Genomic DNA, 23528 nt, shown 5'->3' with positions numbered 1-23528 from the left:
ACCTCCTCTTTTTACTAGTCTGACCTTACAGCTAAAAATCATGACAACGAATTCACAGGCGTAAGTCTTCCAGTTTAACCGTTTACATTTGCCCTTTTACACAACAAAAAGGCATGAGCAAAATTGGGTGCGCAAAAGAACGAGAATGAACTTCCCGTTTTTTTCCCTCAATCACTCATGCCTGATCGAATCAGTAACACGTTATAAGGATAAACTGAATTTATGACATTTTATTGGTTAATCGGTACAGATGAAGCGTCAGATAAACCGCTTCCGCCTCATGAACTGGTTTCTTCAATGTTTGCTGCAAGATTTTAATCAATTTCCAAGCTGTATTGTAGCATAGCGGATATTCATTTTTCAATAACAACATTAATTTTTCTGGTTCTTTAGTCGGTTCTTCTTTTTTAATTCTTTCTATTGTAAATCTGATATGTCGGATCAGCCGCAAATAGTTGACACTTTCCTTATTTACTTTCATTTGAAATGAGTCTTCAATCACCTCGACAAGCTGCGCCATGAGCTGAGAGTGCTGATTGACCTCGGACAGCGGACGGTTTGTCAACGCTGAATGGATATGCAGAGCGATAAAACCAATCTCCCCTTCTGGAAGGCAGATTCCCGCTTTTTCATTGATCATATCTATGACTTCTTTGGCAATTTGGTACTCCTCAGGATATAGTGACTGAGTCTCCATTAAAAATGGATTTTTCATATCAAATCCCTGCTGCTGCCTTTTGATCGCAAATGCGATATGGTCTGTCAACGCAATGTGAATATGTTCATTTAATGAGTGATTAGTCCTATTGCTTATGTGATAGATGACATCGTTTGAAATATCAACGAGGTTTTCATCAACATAGTCAAGGAGCTTTTTAAACTGTTTTTGTTCCTTCTCGTCTTTTAAAATGAACATTTTATCGTAGCCTTTATCTTCAATGACATCATCTTGTTTTTTTCCGAAACCAATACCTTTTCCGATTAAAACGACTTCGCTGTATTTATGATGAGAAGCAATTAATACGTTATTATTCAGTACCTTTTTCACTGTGAAGGACCCATTCACGATCCTCAGCTCCTTTGTCATTCAATACCTCATATCGTACATAACGAACGGAAGGCACGTCAAACCTTTTTTCAATGCATTCACTAAACAGTCGATCTTTCGATGAGACGGTAATCCAGAACTTTCCTTTCAATCGGCTGCCCTTGAATTCTTTTTTCCAGTATGGCAAATGCCTGCTTTCCCATTTCCCTTGTCTGAATATCGATCGTTGTGATTCCAAGCGCTTGGCTGATTTCGTGGTTATCAACGCTTAAGATTGCAAGCTCATCCGGTACTGACACCCGCTGGTTCTTTGCTTCAAGAAAAAGCCCTGCTGAGACTTGGTCATTGGCAACAAAAATAGCCGTCGGCTTTTCCTTCCACGTTTTCCATTTATGAAAAAGCGCCTTCCCATCATTGATTGTAATCGCTTTCTCAACTACCCAGCCTTCACGAAATGCCTCACCGATCTCTTCCAATGCCTCTTTATAGGCTTTGATTCGAAAATGGCTGTTCATGCCTTTTTTTCTTGCCAAACAGATGGCTATTTTTTTGTGCCCTTTGGCAATTAAATAGTCCAAGCCGTTCCGAAATGCTTCTTGGTGAGGAATGCTGATGGTTGGGAAGCGGGCATTATCTGAATTCTGGCAAAGCAAAATCGGGCCCTCCCATTCCATGAGTTTCTCATCAGCAAGCGCCTTTGAGCAAAAAATCAGGCCGTCAACCTGGCACTGCTTTAATTGGGACAGCGCAAAGATTTCTTTTTGTACCTCATAGTTTGTTTGGAATAAAGAGAGGTGAACCCCGGATTCCGCGGCTGCGTCGGCTATTCCTGCAATCAGCTCTGCAAAATATGGCAGATTAACCGTCGGCAAGACAACACCAATCATGTTTGAAAATCCTTTCGACAAATGTACAGCGTGAATATTTCTCGTGTACTCCAATGATTCCATTGCCTCAAACACTCTTTTTCGTTTGTCTTCACTGACGTATGGATGATTGTTTATGACTCGGGAAACCGTTGTAACAGAGACACCGGCTTTTTCTGCAATGTCTTTAATATTAGCCATAGATTCCCTTCTTTCTAAATCCCCTTGATCTGGAATGCGTTTCATACAATATGATATGGACGTACCAGATATCTTTTTGTGTTTTAAGCTGAAAGGAGAAGATCACATGGGTTTCTTCATTTTAATTGGGTTATGTCTCACTGTTCTCGGTGGCAGCTGTCTTGCTGTAAAACCTCTCAACCAAAAACATGAAATTAAACCCTTTCGAACATTTGATGATTTTTTTATTTAATGCAGATAAAAAAGGACGATGTCGAGAACAAAGTCCTTTTTTATTTCTATTACGGCAGTATGATTAACTCCTTTGGATATTGGGTCAGAGCAACTGCTCCGTCCTTTGTTACGTGAACGTCATCCTCAATGCGCACGCCGCCGATCTCAGGCACATAAATCCCCGGTTCGATCGTGTAGACCATGCCTTCCTGCAGCAGTGTATCGTTGGCCTGGCTCATTGATGGATACTCATGGACAGAAATTCCGAGTCCATGCCCAAGCCGGTGAGGAAAATAATCACCATATCCCGCTTTTTCAATGATTCCGCGGGCAGTTAAATCCAGATCTCCGATTCTCACACCGGGTTTGCTTGCCTCAATCGCGGCTTTTTCCGCTTGAAGCACAGTCTCGTAAATGGCCTCCTGCTTCGAATTGATGGTTTTGTATGCAAACGTTCTTGTAATATCAGAGCAATAGCCATCAAGAATAACACCGAGATCAAATAAAACAAAATCACCTTTCTTCAACGTGGCTGTACCAGGATTTCCATGAGGCTGGCCAGATTTTTCTCCGAATAAAACCATTGTAGAGAAAGACATGCCCTGAATTCCTTTTTTCTTCAGCTCATACTCAATTTGAGCGAGCACTTCCACTTCACTGATGCCTTCACGCAAAGCGGCTGTGCCGACTTCAACACCGTAATCTGCAAGCTTTGCCGCCTCTTTCAGCAAACGAATCTCATTGTCATCTTTAATCAGGCGAAATTGATTGAGTGTTTCTTCTGCTGAAACAAATTGAGCCCCGCCAGTCGCATGCTTCAGCTGTTCTGCACGTGATAGCGAGATTGAATCCTTTTCTACCGCAAGCGTATGTATGCTGATATTTCGCTTTTTCAAGGCCTTCTCTATCAGCTCCCACGGATTTTCGTGATCCGCATAGCCAATGATTTCATGATTCCAGCCTGCGTTGCGGGCCTGTCCTGCTTCCATTCCTGGACAAACAAAGAAAGGCTCCTCTTCTTGAAAAACAAATAACCCCATTAATCTTTCATGCGGCTCTGTGTAAAAACCGGTTAAGTAAAAAACATTTTCTTTTGTATGAATAAATGCGGCAGTATGCCCCGCTTCCTTCAGCCATGAAGAGACGCGTTGTATTCTATTCACTTCTTGTTCCTCCCTGCCATTTGCAATGCATTGTTCTGTCTTCCATTGTAACAGGTTTTACCGGTGTTTGCCTTTCACGACGCCTTCATTTTCTAATGCATTTTATTTCCTGCTTCTCATCCTGTATACTGACAGTAACGTTCAATCGCAGGGGGGTTGTTCCGTTTGCTGATGAATTTTTTCAGACGAAAAGCAGTCATGCTCTTAACGGTTTTGGGAATTTCCGCTCCTTTTATCGGGATGAAGATGGTGGGCTTTTATTATTACAGCTCTATCATAGGCTGTGCAGCGGGTTTCCTTTGCTGCATCCTCGCTCTCATCCTGGTTATGAAAAGATCTGAAAAAGACAAAAATGAAGGGAAAGCTTGATACATAAAAAGCCAGCAGCCTGATTAGGGCTGCTGGTTTTATTTTAGGAGTCTTAAACCGTTTAGTATGACCAAAATCGTGCTGCCCTCATGACCAATCACGCCAAATGGCAATTCCATCACCTGCAAAAAGTTTGCACAAATCAGCAGGCAGATTACAGCTAGAGAAAACACGATATTTTGTTTGATGATCTTGTTCATTTTCCGAGACAAGCGGCACATGTTTACGAGCTTTTTCAAATCGTTTTTCATGAGGACCATATCAGCGGTTTCAAGTGCTACATCTGTTCCGCCGCCCATCGCAATGCCGACATCCGCCGCTTTGAGTGCCGGCGCATCATTGATTCCGTCACCCACCATTGCAATCGTTCCGAATTCTTCTTTTAACCGTTTGATTTCATTCACTTTTTGGTCCGGCAGGCATTCTGCTACGACAGTTGTCATGCCGGCTTCCTTGGCAATCGCTTGAGCCGTGTCTTCGTGATCTCCTGTCAGCATGGCCGTTTTAATCCCAAGTCGGTTCAGTTCTTCCATGACCTCTTTTGCTTCAGGCCTGATTTGGTCCTTCAGTGCGATACAGCCTGCTATTTGATCATCCTTTTTCACAAATACAATTGTATGACCGCTTTGAATGACATCTGATGCTGTTTGTTTCAAAAATTGTGCTGCCATTTCCTCGCCGATAAAACCTGCTTTACCGACCTTCCATTTCGCACCCGACACTTCTGCCATAACGCCAAACCCTGAGGTTTCTTCTATAGATATGTAGCCGGACTGATTCACGCCGCGGCTTTCAGCGTACGCCGTTATGGCTTGGGCGAGCGGATGGCTTGATTGCGTTTCGATGGCATAGACAGCCTCAAGAACTTCCGCTTCACTGAATCCTTCAGCTATTCTGATCGTCTCTACAGCAGGCTGGCCTTTTGTTACAGTGCCGGTTTTATCAAAGGCGATCATTTGCACTGAGCCCAGCTGTTCAAGAAAGACGCTTCCTTTCACAAGCATACCGTTGCGGGCGCCATTTGAAATCAGGGACAGCGCCGCTGGCATAATAGAGGCGACAAGCGCACAAGGTGACGCGACAACCATAAACACCATTGCGCGGTAGAAGGTTTCACTCCAGCTCCAGCCCAGCGCAAAGTGCGGGACGAATAAAAGGAGCGCCACCGCAATTAGCACACCTTTCACATAAGCATTTTCAAATCGTTCGATGAAAGCCTGCGCGGGTGAAACACTATTTTGCGCTGATTCAACCAGTTTGATAATTTTTCTGAATAACGAATCTTCATTTGCTTTCGTGACACGGACAGTCAAGGAGCCATTACGATTCACCGTTCCTGTGAATACAGTGTCGCCTGTGTTTTTTTCTACAGGCATTGATTCACCTGTTAAAGCCGACTCGTCAAGACTTGTCGAGCCCGATTCAATGATACCGTCTGCCGCTACGCGTTCTCCAGGTTTGATCACAATCATATCACCGGCCTGCAAGTCTGAAACCGGAACTCTTTTGGTTTCACCATTGACCATCAATGTCGCTTCTTCAGGCTCAAGCTGCATTAAAGACGTTAAATCTCTGCTGCTTTTATTCATCGTGTATGTTTCTAAAGCTCCGCTTAAGGAAAAAATAAATATTAAAATAGCACCCTCTGCCCAGTATCCGATCAAGGCGGAACCAACGGCAGCGAAAATCATTAAAAGTTCTACATTCAGCGTTTTGGATTCGAGTGTTTCTTCGATTCCTTCCTTTGCTTTAGCAAATCCGCCGATCACAAAAGCCAGCAAGAAAAGTATTATGGATAATACCTGATATCCGGATAAGAGCCAGCCTGCCAAAATAAGAGCGCCTGATACAAGTGCTGCAATAAGCTCCGCGTGCTGTGCCCAGTTTTTTTCCCTCTTGTCTGTTTTCAATGGCTCGTGCGGGTCGCGTTGAACGATAACTTGTTCATTCATATCGAATTCTCCTCTCTAATTGAGAACGTAAATCATCTTCATTTCTCTTATAAAAACAAAATCGCTGCCCAAAAGGCAGCTTTATCGTCAGTTAATTCTTGATGTCTTCCTTTATTATAGCACGCACGAAGAGAATTTCAATTATAATTATTTTAATTTCTTTTTGATAATAATTATCATTAATGTTTATTCACTTCTTCTCTATATGAAAAAAGCTGAGAGTCTATGCTCTCAGCTATTCTTCCGTCCATTCCTTCAGTTGTTCCGCTGTCATCGGGCCAATTTTTGTTTTTTCAATTTCTCCCTTTTCATTCAGCAAAAATGATGTTGGGATCGTAATGATATGATACTCCTTCATCAATTCCCCTTTTGAGTCAAGGACAATCGGGAACGTCAGCTTGTTTGCTTTAATAAAATCTTCAACGACTTGTTGATTTTGTTCCGAATTCACTAAATTCACCGTTACCAGCTTTACACTGTCGGATGGATGGGCATCATAAAACGATTGAAACTGGGGAAGCTCCTTTTTGCAGGGCGGACACCATGACGTCCAAAAATGGAGAATTGTTTTTTGCCCTTTATTCGGAATCGAGATGTCCTCCCCTTCTATCGTTTTCATAAGAAAAACAGCGGGAACAGCAGGCTGTTTTTCCTCAGCTTGTGCCGCACATGGAAACCATGCAATCAACCCTAATAACATAATGTATATAGTAAGCAAGCGCTTCGTCAACATGGAATCTTCCTTTCATGCTTTTCAATTAGCTTGCCCCTGCAGTTCCTATATCATCCTTCAATTCGCGGCGTTCTGGTCCCTCCCGTAAGGAATACGGATACCTTCAATGCTTTGCAGATCGTGGCATAGTGCAGGCTCGTCAAAAGAATCATGCCAGTGTTCATTCCAAGGATAATCCCGAGCATTTGCAGATTCTCCATTGATCCCAGTACATACATCATACTTAGCGCAACGATATGGCTCCATACATTGTGATAAAAAGCCTCTTTCACAAAACCCATCCCGATTAAGCACGCCTGCAGCGGCATGACAAACAGATGAAAGAGAAAGTAAGGCCACAACAGCTGCAAATAATACTGCGCTTCAGGAGAGTGAAAAAACAAATGCGTGAGAGGTCCCGCAAACTGGAACATGACCCAGACGGCAGGTATACCGTAACCTAATGTAATGAAAATCGACTGCTTCAGCCTTTTTAACACGATGTCATACTGAGAAAGTGCATAAGCTTCCGAAATACTCGGTATCATGACGACCATTAACGAATGGGCAATAAAAGCAGGGAACGACCCTATCGTCACAGCCACTCCTGCCAGCATTCCGTATTGATCGATCGCCGCTGTCCCGGCAACGCCCGCAGCCAAAAGAGCTCCTTTTACTAAAAAGGGTTCAATTGCATTGACAACCGCATGAAAAATACGCAGTCCTGTTGTAGGAATTGAAACAGCAAGCAGTCTTTTCCTTACATCCTTTCCGCGCAAATGAATGTGCTGCTGGCCGGATAACGCCCGCCTTGCCATGATAAATTGTGAATATAAATAAACAAGCACGACCACATCACTCACGACTAGAACAAACAAGGAAATCAGCACAGCCATGTCCAATTCAAATGAGTACCATTGAAAAAAGAGGAATAAGCACAAGAGCTGGATGATTTTTTTCAGCACATTGGCAATTGCGATCTTCCCCATTTTCTGCACACCCATAAAGTAGCCCCTGGCGATTGAAGTAAAGGCGACAACAGGAATTAAGCCGATGACAATCCCTTTAATAAACGGGTGGTATGTATCAAATACCGGAATAAACGGAAGCGCAATACTAGCGGCGGCAGTAGAAAAAGCAGTAAAAATGGCTGTCATTCTGAAAGCGTGCCTCAGCATGCTTTCATGAAGCTTAGGATTTGACTCGGCAATGAATTTAGAAATGGATATCGGCAGTTCCAGGCTCGCGATGACAATAATTAAAAAGATCGTGGGCAAAATACTCATGTAAAGCCCCATCCCATGCTCGCCAAGCTCCCGCGCCAAAATCATATTGACGACAAATTCAAGGCATTCAGCGAAAAAGGCGGCAATGGATAAAAGAATGATCCCTTTCACAAATCGATTCATGATGTCTCTCCTTGTCTCTTGTACTACCAACATCATATGAGACAAGTTCAAAAATTATTTTATTTTTACTCTTTATATGAAAAAAAGCACAGCTGAGACAAATTGTCTCTTCTATGCTTAGACGGCAAAAACGTGTCTGCCGATTTTTTCTACGATTTTTCTTGAACGAATCCAATTATCTGACGCTGTTTTCGGATTATAAAAGAATATGGCATCTGTTTCTCTATTTTTTGAGGACAGCGCTTCTTCGGCAGCTTCAATCGATTCTTTATCAGGCTTTTGGTTAATGCTCCCGTTTGCGACCGGTTCAAAGGCGTTTTTCTGATAAATAACTCCTCTTATCGTATCAGGAAAACCTTTTTTCTCCGTCCTGTTCAGTACAACGCTTGCTACAGCGACCTTGCCTTTATATGATTCTCCTTTGGCCTCTGCGTGAACGAGACGGGACAGCAACTCTTTTTCAGACTGTGTATATGTTTCTTTCTCATCATTTGTTTTGTCCGGTTTATCTTTATCTTTCTTTTCAGTGTGTGCTGATAGCTTAATCGGTTTTATTTTCTTGTCTTTATCAGCAGACAGTGAAGGGAAAGATTCATTCGTATTTCGATCTATATGTGTAAGCCATTTCGCTTCTTCATGTTTTGTCTTCTTTGCGCTCAGTAGTGAAGCTTGTGTATGCTCAATTTTGGCTGCAGGCATGAAACAAAGAAGAAAAACAGCCAGAGCAGTGAATTTCGTTGTCATACAGTTTCCTCCTTAAAGTGCTCCAAAAAACACTTCATAACCTTAACAAGAGATCCATTCATTTTCACGGAAAAAGATTTTCCAACTCTCCCAAGGAGGTATCAGGATGGAATAAAGAGGATGACTCACTGCTTAATGGCAAAAAAACAGTCTGAAATTCTATAAATATTGTTAAATTAAAACATGTTTATCCATCTTTGGCACTTTACATTTTATTTACACCTGTTACAGACAGCTGTAATAAAAGGCTTGTATTCTGTCATATATGATAAAAAGGCTTCTCACGTATGAGAAACCTTCAGCTTCTTGGCTGTTCTAAGTATTGAAAGATAACATCTCCGCCTTGCTGGGCAATTCCTCGGAAATGTTTAAAATCATCTTGTTTAGATAACACGGCCCTGAAATCAAGAAAATGCTCTTTCTGGACTCTCAGTTCATTTATGGCGCCGGTGCGCAGCTGTTCAATCATTTCTGTTATTTCTTCGGGACGCAACAAAAATTCCCCCCTTTTCTTTCTATTGACGAAAATCAATATATCATCTTTATAGCGACAGAACAATTCATAAGGGAGATAAAACTCCTTATCGCTTTACTTCTCAATGAAAATACTGCAAAATACTTTCAAAAGGCATTATTATGTTTAAAGGAGAGGAAGCTTGTGAAAATCGCTAAGGTTGGGAATGTCATTGAATTTAAAAACGGATTAACCGGTGTTGTTGAAAAAGTAAATGAGAATTCTGTTATCGTTGATGTGACGATCATGGATAACTATCGGGATCTTGAGTTAGATTCATTGACAGTTGTTAATCATAAAAATTATAAGATCATCAGAGACTCCTATTAAAACCTCCTTATTTCCACATTTATTCAAAAAACTGCAAGACGGACAATTTAACACCTTACATATGAAATTCGCTTTCTCAAAAGCTGCCGGCCGGCAGCTTTTTTACATAAAAAACACCGATCATGAATCGGCGTTTTTGTCTATTTCTGTTATTTCTATATAGAACTCGCTGACGGCCCCTGGTTCGTACAGGTTGGTCAATGATGTTGAATAATTTGTCATTTCCCCCCGGAAGGCAAGATCGCGTTCCGGAACCTCGACATTAAACGTTTTTTCATACAACAGGACAGCGATATCATGGTAAGTCTCACTCGTAACGTTTAAGGTAAATGCAATTTTTCGCTTCGGCTCGCTCTCCTCTTGATATGCAGCCATTTCTAACGTTACATTGTTTAACCGCAATGTCTTCACTTCATATCACTCCTTTATAGTCCATGCATCTTAGCATACCTTAGCGAATGTTTACAATGAATATGTTCTTAACGGTTATATGAACCAATTCATTCGAAAAGACACCTTTACAAACATACGTTCGTTAAATTATAATAAAACAGACGAGCTGCCATCCAGCATCCCGTCTTTTCATTAGAAAGCGGCGAGTGGAATTCCCCCCCCGGATTCGCTCGTCTTTTTTATGTAAAAACCGCCTCATTTCTAAGGAGAAACTATATGGTCGATTATCAACAAGTCATGTTTCACCATGCGTACTTTGGCGCCTTGGATTTCCCCATCCTTTAATGAGAGCGGTCAATCAATTCTCATCATGTTTTTTAGATAAACCAGCATCCATTCAGGAAGTATATGAGTGTATGCTTTTAAAGTTCTAGTTATTCGTGCGCTTCCATATCGATCCTGAACAATTCTGAATGAAACGCAATAATCCTGCTATCAAGGTAGCATGTGTATGACTTGAATCATGGAAGCAGAATAAATTCAACACATCCGTAATTACTTGAAATGCGTACTATAACATAAGTTTGAATGTGTATTTCAAGCCCAATGTAATGCCTCGTATGGAACATTTCGGGAGAAGGGCCTATGGAATGCCCTCACTGTTTTACCCGCACCCGTAATAAACTCCTTTCAGTATGTCCATTTAGAGATTCATTGCAATTATCTTCGAATTTTTTTCTGAACTATAAATCATTATATATTTTTAAACACTGTATTCCAGACTGACACATCTTCTTGTCCAAGACTCCAGCTGCCAAGACCTTTCAGATTATATTTTTGAGCGAGTTTTATTTTTGCTCTGAGTGACTGTTCATTTTCAAACCATAATGTATATGTTCCCGAAGGCAACGGCCCCTTGTTATCGTGATTGACAGTAAAAATAGCTTTTGGAGATTGACTCTTGGTGTCAAAAATAATTGTCCCGCTATGCCTTTTTACTAAGGAATCAACAAGGTAAAGGGGAATGGCTTGAGAGGCAGATTGGCCTTCCATCCAGCAGCGGCCATAGAATGGCAATCCTAAAACTAGTTTTTGAGGAGAGATTTTTTGGGTCAGAACATATTGAATGGACTTTTCCACCCATCCTACACTTGCGGTAGGCCCAGCAAGGCGGCTTTCATCATAGGCCATAACCATAAGATAATCTGCATATTTAGCCAAATACTCGTAATCATATGATCCGTGCCAGCCCTTCGTCCAGCCAAAAGGATTTGCCGCCACTGCAACTGATACTTCTTTATGTTTAGGAATACTTTTCCTTACTAATCTAATAAAATCTGTAAATAGATTCCGATCTTTTTCTGTAAGGTTTTCTATATCGATAATAACTCCGTCCAAATCCAGTTCTTCTATTGCATGAGAAATTTGTTTAGCTAAAAGAACTCGGTTCATTAATGCAAATCGTCCCAAATCCTGATCCCAATGATTGCTTAGAAAAGGAACTACTTTTAATTTTCTTCTATGAAGAGCTTTAATCACATCGGGATTAGCTGAACGGAGAAGTAATGATCCATCTTTTCTGATATAGAAAAAATCAGGAGACACAACATTTAATACTCCGTTCGTTTGATCAACGTGTTGAATAAAGTCCCATCCTAATCCAGAATAGTAATAGCTCATTTGAAACATCTCATAACCCCTTCATCCCCAAAAATATCAAGTTCCCCACAAATAAAAAAATGAGGATTGTCATTTCAATTTGATTCGCTTCCGAAACCTCAAAGATTATCTTTCTCTTATCTTTATAATTTGTCCAGGATAAATTCTATCTGAAGAAAGCTTATTAAGATTCATAAGTTGTTGTACCGGAATTTCAAAGGATTTGGCAATCGTCCATAATGTATCGCCGGATTCCACATGATATACTTCGTATGTCACGGGAAATTCCATATAACGAGGCGTTCTTTTTACTTTATTCGCTTGATTTCTTATTTTAGGTATTTTCCCCTTCATTCATATTACTCTCCTTTAGAATAATTTGTTATTAATATTTCTAAACAGTTTCTCTCTAATCTTAATGATTTGTCCAGCATATATTTGATCTGATTTGAAATGATTAAGCTCCATGAGTTGCTGCAGGGAAACATTATACTTACTGGCAATTATTGATAATGTTTCACCGGGAGTAACATGATGGATCACGTATTTTTCTTTGAGAACATCTACATAATGAATGGTTTCCCCTAAGTTTCTTATGATTCCTCTGCTTTTTAGCACCTCAAGCATTCTCTCGGCTCTATGCCGATAGGAATCATTCTTTACAGCCTTTTTACCGTTTATCTGAATCTTTTTTCTCTCGCTATCATGATTCAAATAGTATTTAACCTTTTCCAATGTTTCTTTTGGGGAGGAAGAAACGATGAGATCGCGGCCAGGTTTGAATTTACCTCGAACTGCTGGTGTATCCGATGTCAATAAAAACCCCCCGGAACCAAGAATCTCATAGGTGCGTTGTGTAAGTTGGCTTTCACAGTTTTGCAAACCGATAATGATTTTTGCTGAACTGTAAACTTTATATGCTTCAGTATAATCAAGGTATCCATGGATCCAATTGCGGGGAATTTCTCTTCCTATATATTTACTCATTTTTTCCCAGTTTCTCCCCCAAAAATCAATGCGAATACCCTTCCGTATAAGAGGACGAATAAGCGTTTTTAAAGAGGACGAACGGAACACTTCCGGATGTTCTTCAAGAAAATTAGGGTAAGCATTAGCCACCACTGCTATATCACAACTGTATTTCGCTAATGGTTTAATCTGGTGATGTATACTTTCGTGAAATGCAAAGTCTAAGTGAGCTGCTTTAATCCCCATGCTTTCATAAGTTTTACACAGAGAAGGCGTAACCGTGAAAACAAAATCCGGTTTCATCTTTTTAATTAACGGGATAGTAAAGTTTTGAGTGTGCAGCGGGTCTTCAGTTGCCCAATAAACGAGAGGGATATTCACCTTTTTAGTAGCGTTGCGAATCCAGGCCTGCTTTTCCCTTGAATGCTCTGGTGTCCATCCCATAGATACTATTAGATCTGGTTTAAATTCGTCTATCATTTCAGTGATATTTTCCCGACTTACAGGACCGGAAATCATTACGGTATGTCCTGCTTCCCTAAACCCATTCGGTAAACCATAGAGCCACATGGGATGACTCTCAAGGAAAAGAATTTTCACACATTTCCATCCTCTCTTTCACTTTTTAATGTCTACTTTATTGGTATGTATATGTAATATAACTTGTCGCGGTACTAGTCTATAAAAAACGTTCAGGTGTGAGATCACGAGATAGCTTGTGTGGGATGCCCCACAAAAAAAGAAAGCAACCTACAACATATTTTCCTATGTGGTTATTCAGGACATAAGGATTCCTTTAAATATTTTTAAAAGTATTAGAATACAAGGACAGGGATATTATTTTTTATTAAAAGTCAAGAGCCCCCGTTACTTTAAGTACATTTATTCACAATGTAATCTTTTTTACAGGTCATTTAGTGGTAGCCCCAGGAAAATGCGAATTTACAACGTTAATCAAATTCAAATATAAAAAAGTCGAATTCCCTGTCCTTTAAGGAAAACGACTTTTTTATACGACTTCTTCAAGTAAATCCCCATTAACCTTTTTTGGGGACTATTTGTAATCTCTGCGCAGTGAAATTATACCTGTGCTAGCCCGCCATCTACGAACAATTCAACACCCGTCAAGTAACTGCTTTCGTCTGAAGCAAGGAAAGATACAGCGTTTGCTACTTCTTCAGGTGTCCCAACTTTTCCAGCCGGAACAGTATTTCCGCTATTTTCCAGTACCTCTTCAAGTGCATCACCAAAAAGCTCATCGTAGGCAGGTGTAAGAATACCTCCTGGACTAACCACATTTACACGGATTTCAGTACCTTTTAGGTCAAGAATCCAGTTGCGAACTAGTGCTCTTAATGCTGCTTTAGATGCTCCATATACACTAAACGCTGGGTTGCCAATTGATCCAGCAGTAGAGCCCGTTACAATAATAGAACCTACTTTGTCTGGGAATAGTGATAATGCTTTTTGAACAGTAAAGATGGTTCCTTTAACGTTAATGTCGAACGTTCTATCAACCTGCTCTTCAGTAATTTCACCTAATGGAAGGAAGTTGCCGATGCCTGCATTAGCAAAAAGAATGTCCAACTTACCTTTTTCCTGCTTTATAATGTCATATAGTTTGTCTAAGTCTTCAAGCTTAGAAATATCACCTTGAACACCGGTTACGTTCTTGCCAATTTGGTTAACAGCTTTATCAAGTTCGTTTTGTCTACGTCCCGTAATATAAACATATGCACCTTCGTTTACAAATTTTTGTGCTGTAGCAAGACCAATCCCACTTGTTCCACCCGTTACAAGCGCTATTTTACCTTCAAATTTACCCATACTTAACACTCCTTTAGAATTAATTTTATTTTATGTCTAGTACCTTTAAGTACTTGAAGAACAACTTACAAGATATAGTATCCTTCAGTAAGCACATTATCGGAAGTACCCACTTTTTTGTGATATAGTAACTAAAAAGTAATAAATGTGGAATGGAGAGCTTTAGACATGAAAAAATTTAGCTGTGGGTTTGAAGTGACAAAGGAAGTTATTGGAGGAAAATGGAAAGGCCTTGTATTATACTTTTTAATGAATGGACCAAAGAGAACGAGTGAATTAAAGCGCATTATCCCAAATATAACTCAGAAAATGCTGATTCAAACACTTAGAGAGCTTGAAGCCAGTGGACTTGTGAGCAGAAAGATGTATAATCAAGTACCGCCGAAGGTTGAATATTCATCCACTGAACTTGGAGAATCTCTTAAACCTATCTTGCAGGAGCTCTGTCAATGGGGAGGCCATTATGCGGAGCAAGAGTATGCAGAAGGTGAATATGAAATTGTACAACCAGAACAACTAAGTTAGGATTGATGTAGCTGCTGAAGTAAATGCTAAACAACTTCAATACCATCACCTAACAGATGAAGAACAGTCAGAAATAAATGAGATATTCAATTTTGAAAGTGAAGTTCTAATAAGAAGTGTCATCGACTATATTCAGGAGAACTTTGATGAAATTCAAAAAAGAGCTGTTTCAAATGTTAAAGAGAAGGTTCAGAAACTTAGCCAAAAAATAATGAAGATATTGATAATAATATTTAATGCCTATGATCTCTAGATAGGCATTTTTTCTTTCGGATAAAAAAGAAAAGACGTACAAATTGTACGCCTTAATCTGCTTCTGTACTATCAATTTTTCACTGCATAAAAGTCACAGTTCAGGTTGCACCTCAGGTCACACTTTTATTGAGCTTAGTGCGGGTCACACTTCGCTGTGACTCGGTTACAATTCCGCTGAAAATTAACGCTGAATGTTCGGATTTTACTGTGACTCCACTTCGTTTCACACTCCGTATCACACAACGGAATAATTAACGATTATCAATTGTCTCCGGATACAAATCATGGTTCATCATACGGTATTCGGCCATTTTCTCATACTTCGTGCCAGGCTTTCCGTAGTTTGTGTACGGGTCAATGGAAATTCCGCCTCTTGGCGTGAATTTGCCCCATACTTCAATGTAGCGCGGGTCCATTAATTCAATCAAGTCATTCATGATGATATTCATGCAGTCCTCGTGGAAGTCACCATGGTTTCTGAAGCTGAATAGATACAGCTTTAATGATTTGCTTTCAACCATTTTTTCATCAGGAATGTAGCTGATGTAGATTGTCGCAAAGTCAGGCTGGCCTGTTTTAGGACATAAAGATGTGAATTCCGGGCAATTGAATTTTACAAAGTAATCACGGTTTACATGTTTATTCGGGAAGGATTCCAGCACGTCCGGTGCATATTCGAACAAATAATTTGTACCTTGATTGCCTAGCAATGTTACACCTTCTAATTCTGATTCTTTTCTTGTCGTCATGTTCATCTTCCTTTCTATTATACTCCGCGTTTGTTGCCCCATAACAGGGTGTGCAGCTGCGGGAGCACTCTGACGAGATTCATCTCCGCATCGACAGCTACCTTATCAACAAGCGCTTCATATTTTCCAAGCAAATGTGCAATCAGTGACTGATCATCTGTCGTATGCACGTCATCATTTCCGACTTGTAAATAAAACGGGATTCCCGGATACCGCTTGTGCACAGTTTTGGCAAATTCCAGATCTTCATCATTAAAGATGACAACCTTCAAGCTGACAGCATGCTGTCTATCATTCTCTTGAAGTAAAGTTAAAATGTGGTCAAGCTTTTGAAAGTTCGTTACCATTTTTGAGCTTGGCGGTTTTGGAGAAATTGTCAGGTCATCAATCAGCGTAAACCAATCCTGATAAACGGTCCCTTGAGTTTCAAGCGCTGCACGGATGTTATTTTCCTTCAGCAGTTCAATAAAAGCATCCAGCTGTTTTAACAGAGCCGGGTTGCCGCCTGAGATCGTCACATGAGAAAACGCATCTCCCCCAATGTCCTTAAGCTCCGCAAAAATCTCCTCCGCCGTCATCCAGCGAATATCTTTTTTAGCAGACCCGTCCCAAGTGAAAGCGGAGTCACACCAGCTGCAGGAATAATCGCAGCCGGCTGTCCGGACGAACATCGTTTTCTGTCCGATCACCATGCCTTCTCCTTGAATCGTCGGGCCGAAAATTTCTAATACAGGAATTCCTTTAGCCATTCAAACCACCCTTTTTCGGACGGTAGACACAGTAGCTTGTCGGTGTTTCACGGACAAACACCTGTACACAGGTCGGCTTATTCTCCAAAGTGTCTAAATAAGCCTGTACGTTGTCATAAATCGTTTTCGCCACGACTTCAGTTGTCGGCAGCGAATACCGGTCGTCCTGAGAAAAATCTTCATGATCATTTAATAGCGTGTGATCATAGTTTCCGTGCACCAGTTTTTTGAGTACGCTGAAATTGACAAGAAAGCCTGAATCGTCAAGTTCGTCGCCGGCAACGGTTATATTTACGGTATACGTATGCCCGTGAACCCTGCTGCACGCTCCCGCACTTTCCCGAGGGATAAAATGAGCGGCTGAGATATGCATGTCCTTATTCAGTTCAAACGAATAAGGATGCTGGGCCTGCGGATAAATTTGAGATAACAATTTATGCACGCTCTCCTTTCATCACCATATATTCTTCATAACCTTTTGAACGAAGGTGACATGCCGGACATTCGCCGCAGCCGTCTGCGATGATGCCGTTATAGCATGTCAGCGTGTTGTTTTTCACAAAATCCAGCGCGCCAAGCTCATCTGCAAGCTTCCACGTTTCCGCCTTATTGAGCCACATGAGAGGCGTGTGGATCACAAACGGCTTCTCCATTGCCAGATTTACCGTGACATTGCAAGATTTCACGAATTCGTCACGGCAGTCAGGATAACCGCTGAAGTCTGTCTCGCAAACTCCTGTAATAATGTGGCGCGCGCCAATTTGGTAAGCCAGGATAGACGCAAAGGATAAGAATACCAAATTGCGGCCTGGAACGAATGTGGATGGCAGTTCGCCGTCTTTTACTTCTATCTCAATATCATTTCTAGTCAGGGCATTCGGTGCAAGCTGATTTAAAAGTGACATATCAAGCAAATGATTTTTCACACCAAGCTTTTCCGCAATGGATTTTGCCACTTCAATTTCCTGCGAATGTCGCTGATTATAATGAAAAGTCACCGTTTCGACTTCTTCGAATTCTTTTAAGGCCCACAGTAAGCATGTTGTGCTGTCTTGGCCGCCGCTAAATACGACAATTGCTTTTTCTTTTTTCATGATTCCTCTCCTTCTCCGCAATAAAAACGCCGGCGAGAGACATCGCTACAGCTAATTCACGCAAAAAAACACCTTTTTTCGGAAGGTGCTCTAGAAAAACATAAAAAAGGCCGTATCCAAGGATACAGCTCGTCCTTAGTTTTTTATAGAGGGTGTAGCTAGAACCTCTCCCGCATATCGCACGGATTTTCTTCAATTTTTTCACTTCTGCTATCTTACCATAATGATGTTTTTCTTGACAATAAAAAAGTCAGTCCCCGGTTCCTAGATCAATTATCGCTCTATAGTGACGGTTCGTTTCATTATATATATTTATAAACTGCGCCGCCGAGGAGCTTTTTTGCAAAGCAAAGCGCCTATGAAGGCCAGGCTCACATAGCCAAACAAGGGATAAATCGTTGAAATAAGCCTGCCGTACCCTATTTGGCTCGTAATATAAGCCGTGATCATAATGGCCGCAAAGATATATTTGCTTTTCACTGGAAGAAAGCTTTGCACTTGTTTTTCTAATCCATATAGATTACCGATAACTGATGTGAACACTTCTCCGAAAATAATGAGTAAATAAATCAAATGGACAGATCGTGCAAAGAGATAAACCACTTGTGCCATCGGTATATCATACAAAAATACATCCGGAAGAGTTGACAAAGACAGAAAACTCGCGGACAGCACAATCGTCAGCATCGTCCCTCCGATTAAAGCGCCTTTTTTGATCACTTTCTCCGAGGACATTTCATTCGCCAGCGGAACCAAAACTGCTTGGGCAAGCGATAAATTCAAAGCCCCGTAAGAAAAGGCTGATAACAGCCAATCCCAGCGATGCGGCCAGACCCACTGAGCTGCGTTTCGTGATTCGCTGAATATAAAAGAGTCGGCCACTACAATCATTGAAAAGAGGATTAAAAGGGGAACAACAAACACATTGACACCGAAAATGCCTTTTACTCCTCTAGTCATCACAATTAAGCTCAGACCGATTGTAATAAGCATCCCAATCTGAGCGGACATCCCCAATTGTTCCTCAAAAAGCGCCCCTGCTCCTGAAAGCATGACAGATGTAACTCCGAGGAGAACAAACAGCATAAATACATTGATAATTCGCCCAGCCGCCGCCCCGAACAAAAAGATGTTCATTTCTTGATATGACTTGGCATTGATTCGCTTTGAAATGATCATCAGCTTGGCGCCCAGAAACGTAAACATTCCGCCGCTGACGAGAATGCCGAATAAACCGAACCAGCCGAACTTCAGAAAAAACTCAACAATTTCTCTGCCAGTCGCAAATCCAGCTCCGACTACTGTGCCGACATACACAAAAGCAAGCTGACTTGCAGACCCTTTTGATTGTTCCATTTCTCCCCTCCGAACGAACCGCAGTTTTGTCCATAGATGCCTTTTTATAACCTATGAGACAAGTTCCTTGAAAAGACGAAGAAAACATGTTTTACTTTGTAACAAATTAAAAAATGTTGTGCAAAAGGCTTGAAAGTCAAAGATGGTCAGAGTATACTATTAATCAAAGTTGGTCAAACAAACCGGCCTTTTTTAAAAACCAATTGGTCAAAGATAGTCAAATATTCAGTCTGCTTTGAGCATATTGGTTTGAAAGCCGTTAAGTTTGCCGTATACTAATAGTCAAAGAAGGTCAAATCCAATAGACCTTTTTATTCACTTTCATTGGTCAAAGAAGATCAAATTATTAAGGAGGTTTTGGCAAATGCGTTGTCAACATTGTCATCAAAACGAGGCGACGATTCGCCTTAACATGCAAATAAATTCCGTTCATAAACAGATGGTTCTTTGTGAAACTTGCTATAACGAACTGACCCGTAAACCTTCAATGAGTATGGGTCCTCAATCTTTCGGATTTCCGTTTGAACAGGCATTCCAGCCGAAAGAAAAGAGCGCAGCAAAACAAAGCGGAAAAAAAGGGCTGCTTGATGAGCTGGCTCAAAATATTACAAACGGTGCTAAAGCCGGTCTCATTGATCCCGTCATCGGCCGTGATGATGAAGTGGCGCGAGTGATCGAAATTCTAAACCGCCGGAACAAAAACAATCCGGTTCTTATTGGTGAGCCGGGTGTAGGGAAAACTGCCATCGCTGAAGGGCTCGCTTTAAAAATTGCTGAAGGTGATGTTCCAAACAAACTGAAAAACAAAGAGCTATATTTGCTTGATGTTGCATCCCTTGTTGCAAACACAGGGATCAGAGGCCAATTTGAGGAGAGAATGAAACAGCTGATCACTGAGCTGAAGGAACGAAAAAATGTCATTCTGTTCATTGATGAAATTCACCTTCTCGTTGGCGCAGGCTCTGCAGAAGGATCAATGGACGCCGGCAACATTCTCAAACCGGCCCTAGCCAGAGGCGAACTGCAAGTCATTGGCGCGACAACACTGAAAGAATATCGTCAAATCGAAAAAGATGCCGCGCTGGAAAGACGTTTTCAGCCTGTCATGGTGCAGGAGCCTTCAATTGAACAGGCTATCCTCATTCTGCAAGGGATTAAAGACAAATACGAGGCGTACCATGGCGTAACATTCAGTGATGAAGCAATCAAAGCGTGTGTCACTTTATCATCCCGCTACATTCAGGACAGACACCTGCCGGATAAAGCAATTGATTTATTAGATGAAGCAGGTTCAAAAGCTAACCTGTTAATTGATGAACTGAATGATGAGGATGCCGCTGAACGCTTAACTGCAATTGAAGCCGAAAAAACAAAAGCCCTGGAAGAAGAAAATTACGAACTGGCTGCAAAACTCCGTGATGAAGAACTCGCATTGGAGAAAAAACTGAACAGCTCCTCCGCTCATACTGCTGTCACTGTGGAAGCTGAGCACATTCAGGAAATTGTTGAACAAAAAACAGGCATCCCTGTCGGCAAACTGCAGGCAGACGAACAAACGAAAATGAAAGAACTCGAAGCAAAACTTCATGAACGCGTGATTGGACAAGAAGCCGCTGTTCAAAAAGTGGCAAAGGCGGTAAGACGAAGCCGCGCCGGTTTAAAATCCAAAAACAGACCAGTCGGCTCCTTCCTCTTCGTCGGTCCTACCGGCGTAGGGAAAACAGAGCTTTCTAAAACACTGGCAGATGAATTATTCGGCACAAAAGACGCTATTATCCGACTCGATATGAGCGAATACATGGAGAAACACGCCGTATCTAAAATTATCGGTTCACCGCCTGGATATGTCGGCCATGAGGAAGCTGGACAATTAACTGAGAAAGTGCGCCGCAATCCTTACAGCATTGTGTTGCTGGATGAGATTGAAAAAGCACACCCAGACGTTCAGCATATGTTCCTGCAAATTATGGAAGATGGCCGTCTGACAGACAGCCAAGGCAGAACCGTAAGCTTCAAAGACACTGTGATCATCATGACAAGTAATGCGGGTGCTGGTGAGAAACAAACGAAAGTCGGTTTCCAATCAGATGACAGTGTCATCGAAGAACAAACATTAATTGATTCACTGAGCATGTTCTTTAAACCTGAGTTCCTCAACCGTTTTGACAGCATTATTGAGTTCCGCTCATTGGAAAAAGAACATCTTGTCAAAATCGTCAGCCTTCTTCTTGGAGAACTTGAAGAAACATTGGCGGAACGGGGCATTAGCTTGAATGTGACAGATGAAGCGAAAGAAAAAATCGCTGAGCTGGGCTACCACCCTTCATTCGGTGCACGTCCGCTTAGAAGAACCATCCAAGAATGGGTTGAGGATGAAATGACCGATCTGCTGCTTGATAATGGCGAGATCACAAGTTTTCACGTGATTTTAGAAGATGATAAAATCAAAGTGCGAGCGAAATAACAATCAGCGGTTTCCTTTTAGGAAGCCGCTTTTTTTATGCTTTCATACTCTTGACTTAGAAAATACCGTCCCTTCCCCTGAAGCGCTACTTCCCTTCATCCTTTACACTTTTTTTAAGGAGGGATGGAACATGTTTATATACAGTGAATATGTATTTCTACTATTATATGAATACCATCTGAAGGACAGCTTGCAAGAAAGCTGCTAATTTCAGTAGACACCCGGGCTTTTCAATTTTGGAGAGCCCGTTTTTGTTTATTTCTCCCTTCTATGCCTCTTCCTTGAATATTTCATGAACAAATTCACAATGTCCCTAAAGTTCCGGGCACCAAAACCGATATTAACCATAGACAAGATAGTAAAAAAGGATTTGGTGAAAAACTATGGATAAAACTTCGTTAATCGGTATTATTCTTGCTTTTGTGGCATTGAGCGTCGGGATGGTTCTGAAAGGCGTCAGTTTCAGCGCCCTTGCAAACCCCGCTGCCATTTTAATTATTATCGCCGGGACAATCTCAGCAGTCGTTATTGCGTTCCCAACAAAAGAAATTAAAAAAGTGCCTGCGCTGTTTCGAGTGTTATTTAAGGAAAATAAACAGCTCACAATAGAGGAACTCATTCCTATGTTCTCTGAATGGGCTCAGCTTGCACGCCGCGAAGGTCTGCTTGCTTTAGAAGCAAGCATTGAGGATGTAGATGATGCTTTCTTGAAAAACGGGCTCAGCATGGCTGTTGACGGGCAAAGCGCGGAATTTATCAGAGATATTATGACAGAGGAAGTCGAAGCAATGGAGGACAGACACCAAGCCGGAGCCGCTATTTTTACACAAGCAGGAACGTACGCTCCGACACTTGGAGTACTCGGCGCTGTAATCGGGCTGATTGCCGCTCTCTCTCATATGGACAATACAGATGAGCTTGGACACGCCATCAGTGCCGCCTTTGTTGCCACACTTCTCGGTATCTTTACAGGGTATGTGTTATGGCATCCTTTCGCAAATAAATTAAAACGAAAATCAAAACAAGAAGTAAAACTGCGTGAGGTCATGATTGAAGGTGTTTTATCCGTTTTAGAAGGACAGGCACCGAAAGTCATCGAACAAAAGCTTTTAATGTATCTTCCTGCGAAGGACCGCTTGAAATTTGCAGAACAAGGAGAGGCGCAAAATGGCGAGAAAAAAGAAGAAGAAGCATGAGGACGAGCACGTTGATGAATCATGGCTCGTTCCTTACGCCGACATCCTTACTCTTCTCCTGGCATTGTTTATTGTGCTGTACGCGAGCAGCTCGATTGACGCAGCTAAGTTTCAAATGCTCTCAAAATCATTTAATGAAGTTTTTACAGGCGGAACCGGTGTACTGGACTACTCCAGTGTCACTCCTCCTGAAAACGAGTCAGACGGCATCGATGAAGTGAAAAAGGAAAAAGAAGAGAAAGAGAAAAACAAGAAAGAAAAAGAAAAAGCAGCTGATCAAGAAGAACTTGAAAATGTGAAGAGCCAGGTGGAAAAGTTCATCAAAGATAAAAAGCTGGAACATCAGCTGGAGACGAAGATGACTAGTGAAGGCCTTCTGATTACGATTAAAGACAGCATCTTCTTTGATTCTGGAAAAGCGACCATCCGTAAGGAAGATGTGCCGCTTGCAAAAGAGATTTCAAATCTTCTTGTGATTAACCCGCCAAGAAATATCATTATCAGCGGACATACTGATAATATGCCAATTAAAAATTCTGAATTCCAATCAAACTGGCATTTAAGCGTCATGAGAGCGGTAAACTTTATGGGGCTCCTGATTGAAAACCCCAAGCTCGATGCAAAAGTGTTCAGCGCCAAGGGTTATGGCGAGTATAAACCGGTGGCTTCCAACAAAACTGCGGAAGGCCGAAGCAAAAACCGGCGGGTTGAAGTTCTCATTTTGCCAAGAGGCGCAGCGGAAACAAATGAAAAATAGCAAAAAAGGAAGCC

General features: G+C 41.4%; 24 protein-coding genes and 1 riboswitch. Of the genes, 6 read left to right on the top strand and 18 right to left on the bottom strand.

Annotated features, from left to right (window positions below; genetic code table 11):
* Positions 1–220 precede the first annotated feature (220 nt).
* From glcT to papB, 3 genes are all read right to left on the bottom strand, one after another.
* Positions 221–1087 carry a ptsGHI operon transcription antiterminator GlcT gene (gene glcT, locus NSQ16_RS07525; protein ID WP_046380987.1) on the bottom strand — a complete coding sequence of 289 codons (867 nt, stop codon included), beginning with the start codon at positions 1085–1087 and terminating at the stop codon, positions 221–223.
* Positions 1088–1149: 62 nt separating this feature from the next.
* Positions 1150–2115 carry a LacI family DNA-binding transcriptional regulator gene (locus tag NSQ16_RS07520; protein WP_160221542.1) on the bottom strand — a complete coding sequence of 322 codons (966 nt, stop codon included), beginning with the start codon at positions 2113–2115 and terminating at the stop codon, positions 1150–1152.
* A 281-nt stretch (positions 2116–2396) separates the two neighbouring features.
* Positions 2397–3491: a di/tri-peptidase gene (gene papB / locus NSQ16_RS07515; RefSeq protein ID WP_160221541.1), complete on the bottom strand. Its 1095-nt coding sequence runs from the start codon at positions 3489–3491 to the stop codon at positions 2397–2399.
* Between the two features lie 165 nt (positions 3492–3656).
* Between papB and NSQ16_RS07510 the strand changes: the two genes are divergently transcribed.
* Positions 3657–3860: a hypothetical protein gene (locus tag NSQ16_RS07510; protein ID WP_015715796.1), complete on the top strand. Its 204-nt coding sequence runs from the start codon at positions 3657–3659 to the stop codon at positions 3858–3860.
* A gap of 38 nt (positions 3861–3898) precedes the next feature.
* On the opposite strand, the gene pfeT is transcribed toward NSQ16_RS07510, so the two are convergent.
* From pfeT to NSQ16_RS07485, 5 genes are all read right to left on the bottom strand, one after another.
* A complete protein-coding gene (gene pfeT, locus NSQ16_RS07505) occupies positions 3899–5812 on the bottom strand; it encodes a metal-transporting ATPase PfeT (protein WP_110109632.1) in 1914 nt (637 codons plus the stop codon).
* Positions 5813–6047: 235 nt separating this feature from the next.
* Positions 6048–6545 (bottom strand): sporulation thiol-disulfide oxidoreductase StoA, encoded by a 498-nt coding sequence (gene stoA / locus NSQ16_RS07500; protein WP_014479641.1) that lies wholly within the window; start codon positions 6543–6545, stop codon positions 6048–6050.
* A 50-nt stretch (positions 6546–6595) separates the two neighbouring features.
* Positions 6596–7933: a sporulation protein YkvU gene (gene ykvU, locus NSQ16_RS07495; protein ID WP_003245552.1), complete on the bottom strand. Its 1338-nt coding sequence runs from the start codon at positions 7931–7933 to the stop codon at positions 6596–6598.
* A gap of 117 nt (positions 7934–8050) precedes the next feature.
* Complete coding sequence (locus tag NSQ16_RS07490; RefSeq protein WP_160221540.1) at positions 8051–8677, bottom strand: cell wall hydrolase; 627 nt, start codon at positions 8675–8677, stop codon at positions 8051–8053.
* A 298-nt stretch (positions 8678–8975) separates the two neighbouring features.
* Positions 8976–9170, bottom strand: a complete 195-nt coding sequence (locus NSQ16_RS07485; protein ID WP_003218622.1) for a hypothetical protein — start codon at positions 9168–9170, stop codon at positions 8976–8978.
* A gap of 165 nt (positions 9171–9335) precedes the next feature.
* On the opposite strand from NSQ16_RS07485, the gene NSQ16_RS07480 reads away from it, so the two are divergent.
* On the top strand, positions 9336–9521 hold the full coding sequence (locus NSQ16_RS07480; protein ID WP_003232446.1) for a YkvS family protein: 186 nt from the start codon (positions 9336–9338) through the stop codon (positions 9519–9521).
* A gap of 120 nt (positions 9522–9641) precedes the next feature.
* On the opposite strand, the gene NSQ16_RS07475 is transcribed toward NSQ16_RS07480, so the two are convergent.
* The 5 genes from NSQ16_RS07475 to NSQ16_RS07455 form a co-directional block, all read right to left on the bottom strand.
* Positions 9642–9932, bottom strand: a complete 291-nt coding sequence (locus NSQ16_RS07475; RefSeq protein ID WP_003245399.1) for a YkvR family protein — start codon at positions 9930–9932, stop codon at positions 9642–9644.
* A 735-nt stretch (positions 9933–10667) separates the two neighbouring features.
* The gene (locus tag NSQ16_RS07470; RefSeq protein ID WP_160221539.1) at positions 10668–11603 is read right to left on the bottom strand and encodes a glycosyl hydrolase family 18 protein; all 936 of its coding nucleotides are present in this window, start codon (positions 11601–11603) and stop codon (positions 10668–10670) included.
* Positions 11604–11699: 96 nt separating this feature from the next.
* On the bottom strand, positions 11700–11927 hold the full coding sequence (locus NSQ16_RS07465) for a LysM peptidoglycan-binding domain-containing protein (protein ID WP_003245197.1): 228 nt from the start codon (positions 11925–11927) through the stop codon (positions 11700–11702).
* Positions 11928–11942: 15 nt separating this feature from the next.
* Entirely contained in the window at positions 11943–13142 is a 1200-nt protein-coding gene (gene ykvP, locus NSQ16_RS07460) for a spore protein YkvP (protein WP_003245384.1), read from the bottom strand.
* Between the two features lie 480 nt (positions 13143–13622).
* Positions 13623–14369: a glucose 1-dehydrogenase gene (locus NSQ16_RS07455; protein ID WP_160221538.1), complete on the bottom strand. Its 747-nt coding sequence runs from the start codon at positions 14367–14369 to the stop codon at positions 13623–13625.
* A gap of 168 nt (positions 14370–14537) precedes the next feature.
* Between NSQ16_RS07455 and NSQ16_RS07450 the strand changes: the two genes are divergently transcribed.
* Positions 14538–14894, top strand: a complete 357-nt coding sequence (locus NSQ16_RS07450) for a winged helix-turn-helix transcriptional regulator (RefSeq protein WP_014417586.1) — start codon at positions 14538–14540, stop codon at positions 14892–14894.
* A 506-nt stretch (positions 14895–15400) separates the two neighbouring features.
* Here the strand turns inward: NSQ16_RS07450 and queF are convergent.
* The 5 genes from queF to NSQ16_RS07425 all read right to left on the bottom strand — a co-directional run bounded on the left by queF (position 15401) and on the right by NSQ16_RS07425 (position 19097).
* Positions 15401–15898 carry a preQ(1) synthase gene (queF, locus tag NSQ16_RS07445; RefSeq protein WP_003218613.1) on the bottom strand — a complete coding sequence of 166 codons (498 nt, stop codon included), beginning with the start codon at positions 15896–15898 and terminating at the stop codon, positions 15401–15403.
* Between the two features lie 17 nt (positions 15899–15915).
* Positions 15916–16647 (bottom strand): 7-carboxy-7-deazaguanine synthase QueE, encoded by a 732-nt coding sequence (gene queE / locus NSQ16_RS07440; protein ID WP_029317718.1) that lies wholly within the window; start codon positions 16645–16647, stop codon positions 15916–15918.
* On the bottom strand, positions 16640–17089 hold the full coding sequence (queD, locus tag NSQ16_RS07435; protein WP_003232462.1) for a 6-carboxytetrahydropterin synthase QueD: 450 nt from the start codon (positions 17087–17089) through the stop codon (positions 16640–16642). Before queD ends, queE begins: the two co-directional genes overlap by 8 nt.
* Positions 17082–17741 (bottom strand): 7-cyano-7-deazaguanine synthase QueC, encoded by a 660-nt coding sequence (gene queC, locus NSQ16_RS07430; RefSeq protein WP_021479407.1) that lies wholly within the window; start codon positions 17739–17741, stop codon positions 17082–17084. Before queC ends, queD begins: the two co-directional genes overlap by 8 nt.
* A gap of 129 nt (positions 17742–17870) precedes the next feature.
* A riboswitch (PreQ1 riboswitch) is annotated at positions 17871–17915 on the bottom strand.
* 138 nt (positions 17916–18053) lie between these two features.
* On the bottom strand, positions 18054–19097 hold the full coding sequence (locus tag NSQ16_RS07425) for a membrane protein (protein WP_021479408.1): 1044 nt from the start codon (positions 19095–19097) through the stop codon (positions 18054–18056).
* A gap of 364 nt (positions 19098–19461) precedes the next feature.
* On the opposite strand from NSQ16_RS07425, the gene clpE reads away from it, so the two are divergent.
* From clpE to motB, 3 genes are all read left to right on the top strand, one after another.
* Positions 19462–21561, top strand: coding sequence for an ATP-dependent protease ATP-binding subunit ClpE (clpE, locus tag NSQ16_RS07420; protein WP_029317717.1), 2100 nt, complete (start codon positions 19462–19464; stop codon positions 21559–21561).
* Positions 21562–21944: 383 nt separating this feature from the next.
* Positions 21945–22757 (top strand): flagellar motor stator protein MotA, encoded by an 813-nt coding sequence (motA, locus tag NSQ16_RS07415; RefSeq protein ID WP_003238984.1) that lies wholly within the window; start codon positions 21945–21947, stop codon positions 22755–22757.
* Positions 22729–23514 (top strand): flagellar motor protein MotB, encoded by a 786-nt coding sequence (motB, locus tag NSQ16_RS07410; protein ID WP_003232473.1) that lies wholly within the window; start codon positions 22729–22731, stop codon positions 23512–23514. Before motA ends, motB begins: the two co-directional genes overlap by 29 nt.
* Positions 23515–23528 lie beyond the last annotated feature (14 nt).

The sequence above is a fragment of the Bacillus sp. PS108 genome (assembly GCF_037963335.1).
GTDB classification, from domain to species: Bacteria; Bacillota; Bacilli; order Bacillales; family Bacillaceae; genus Bacillus; species Bacillus subtilis.
This window is presented reverse-complemented; position numbering and strand designations above follow the sequence as displayed.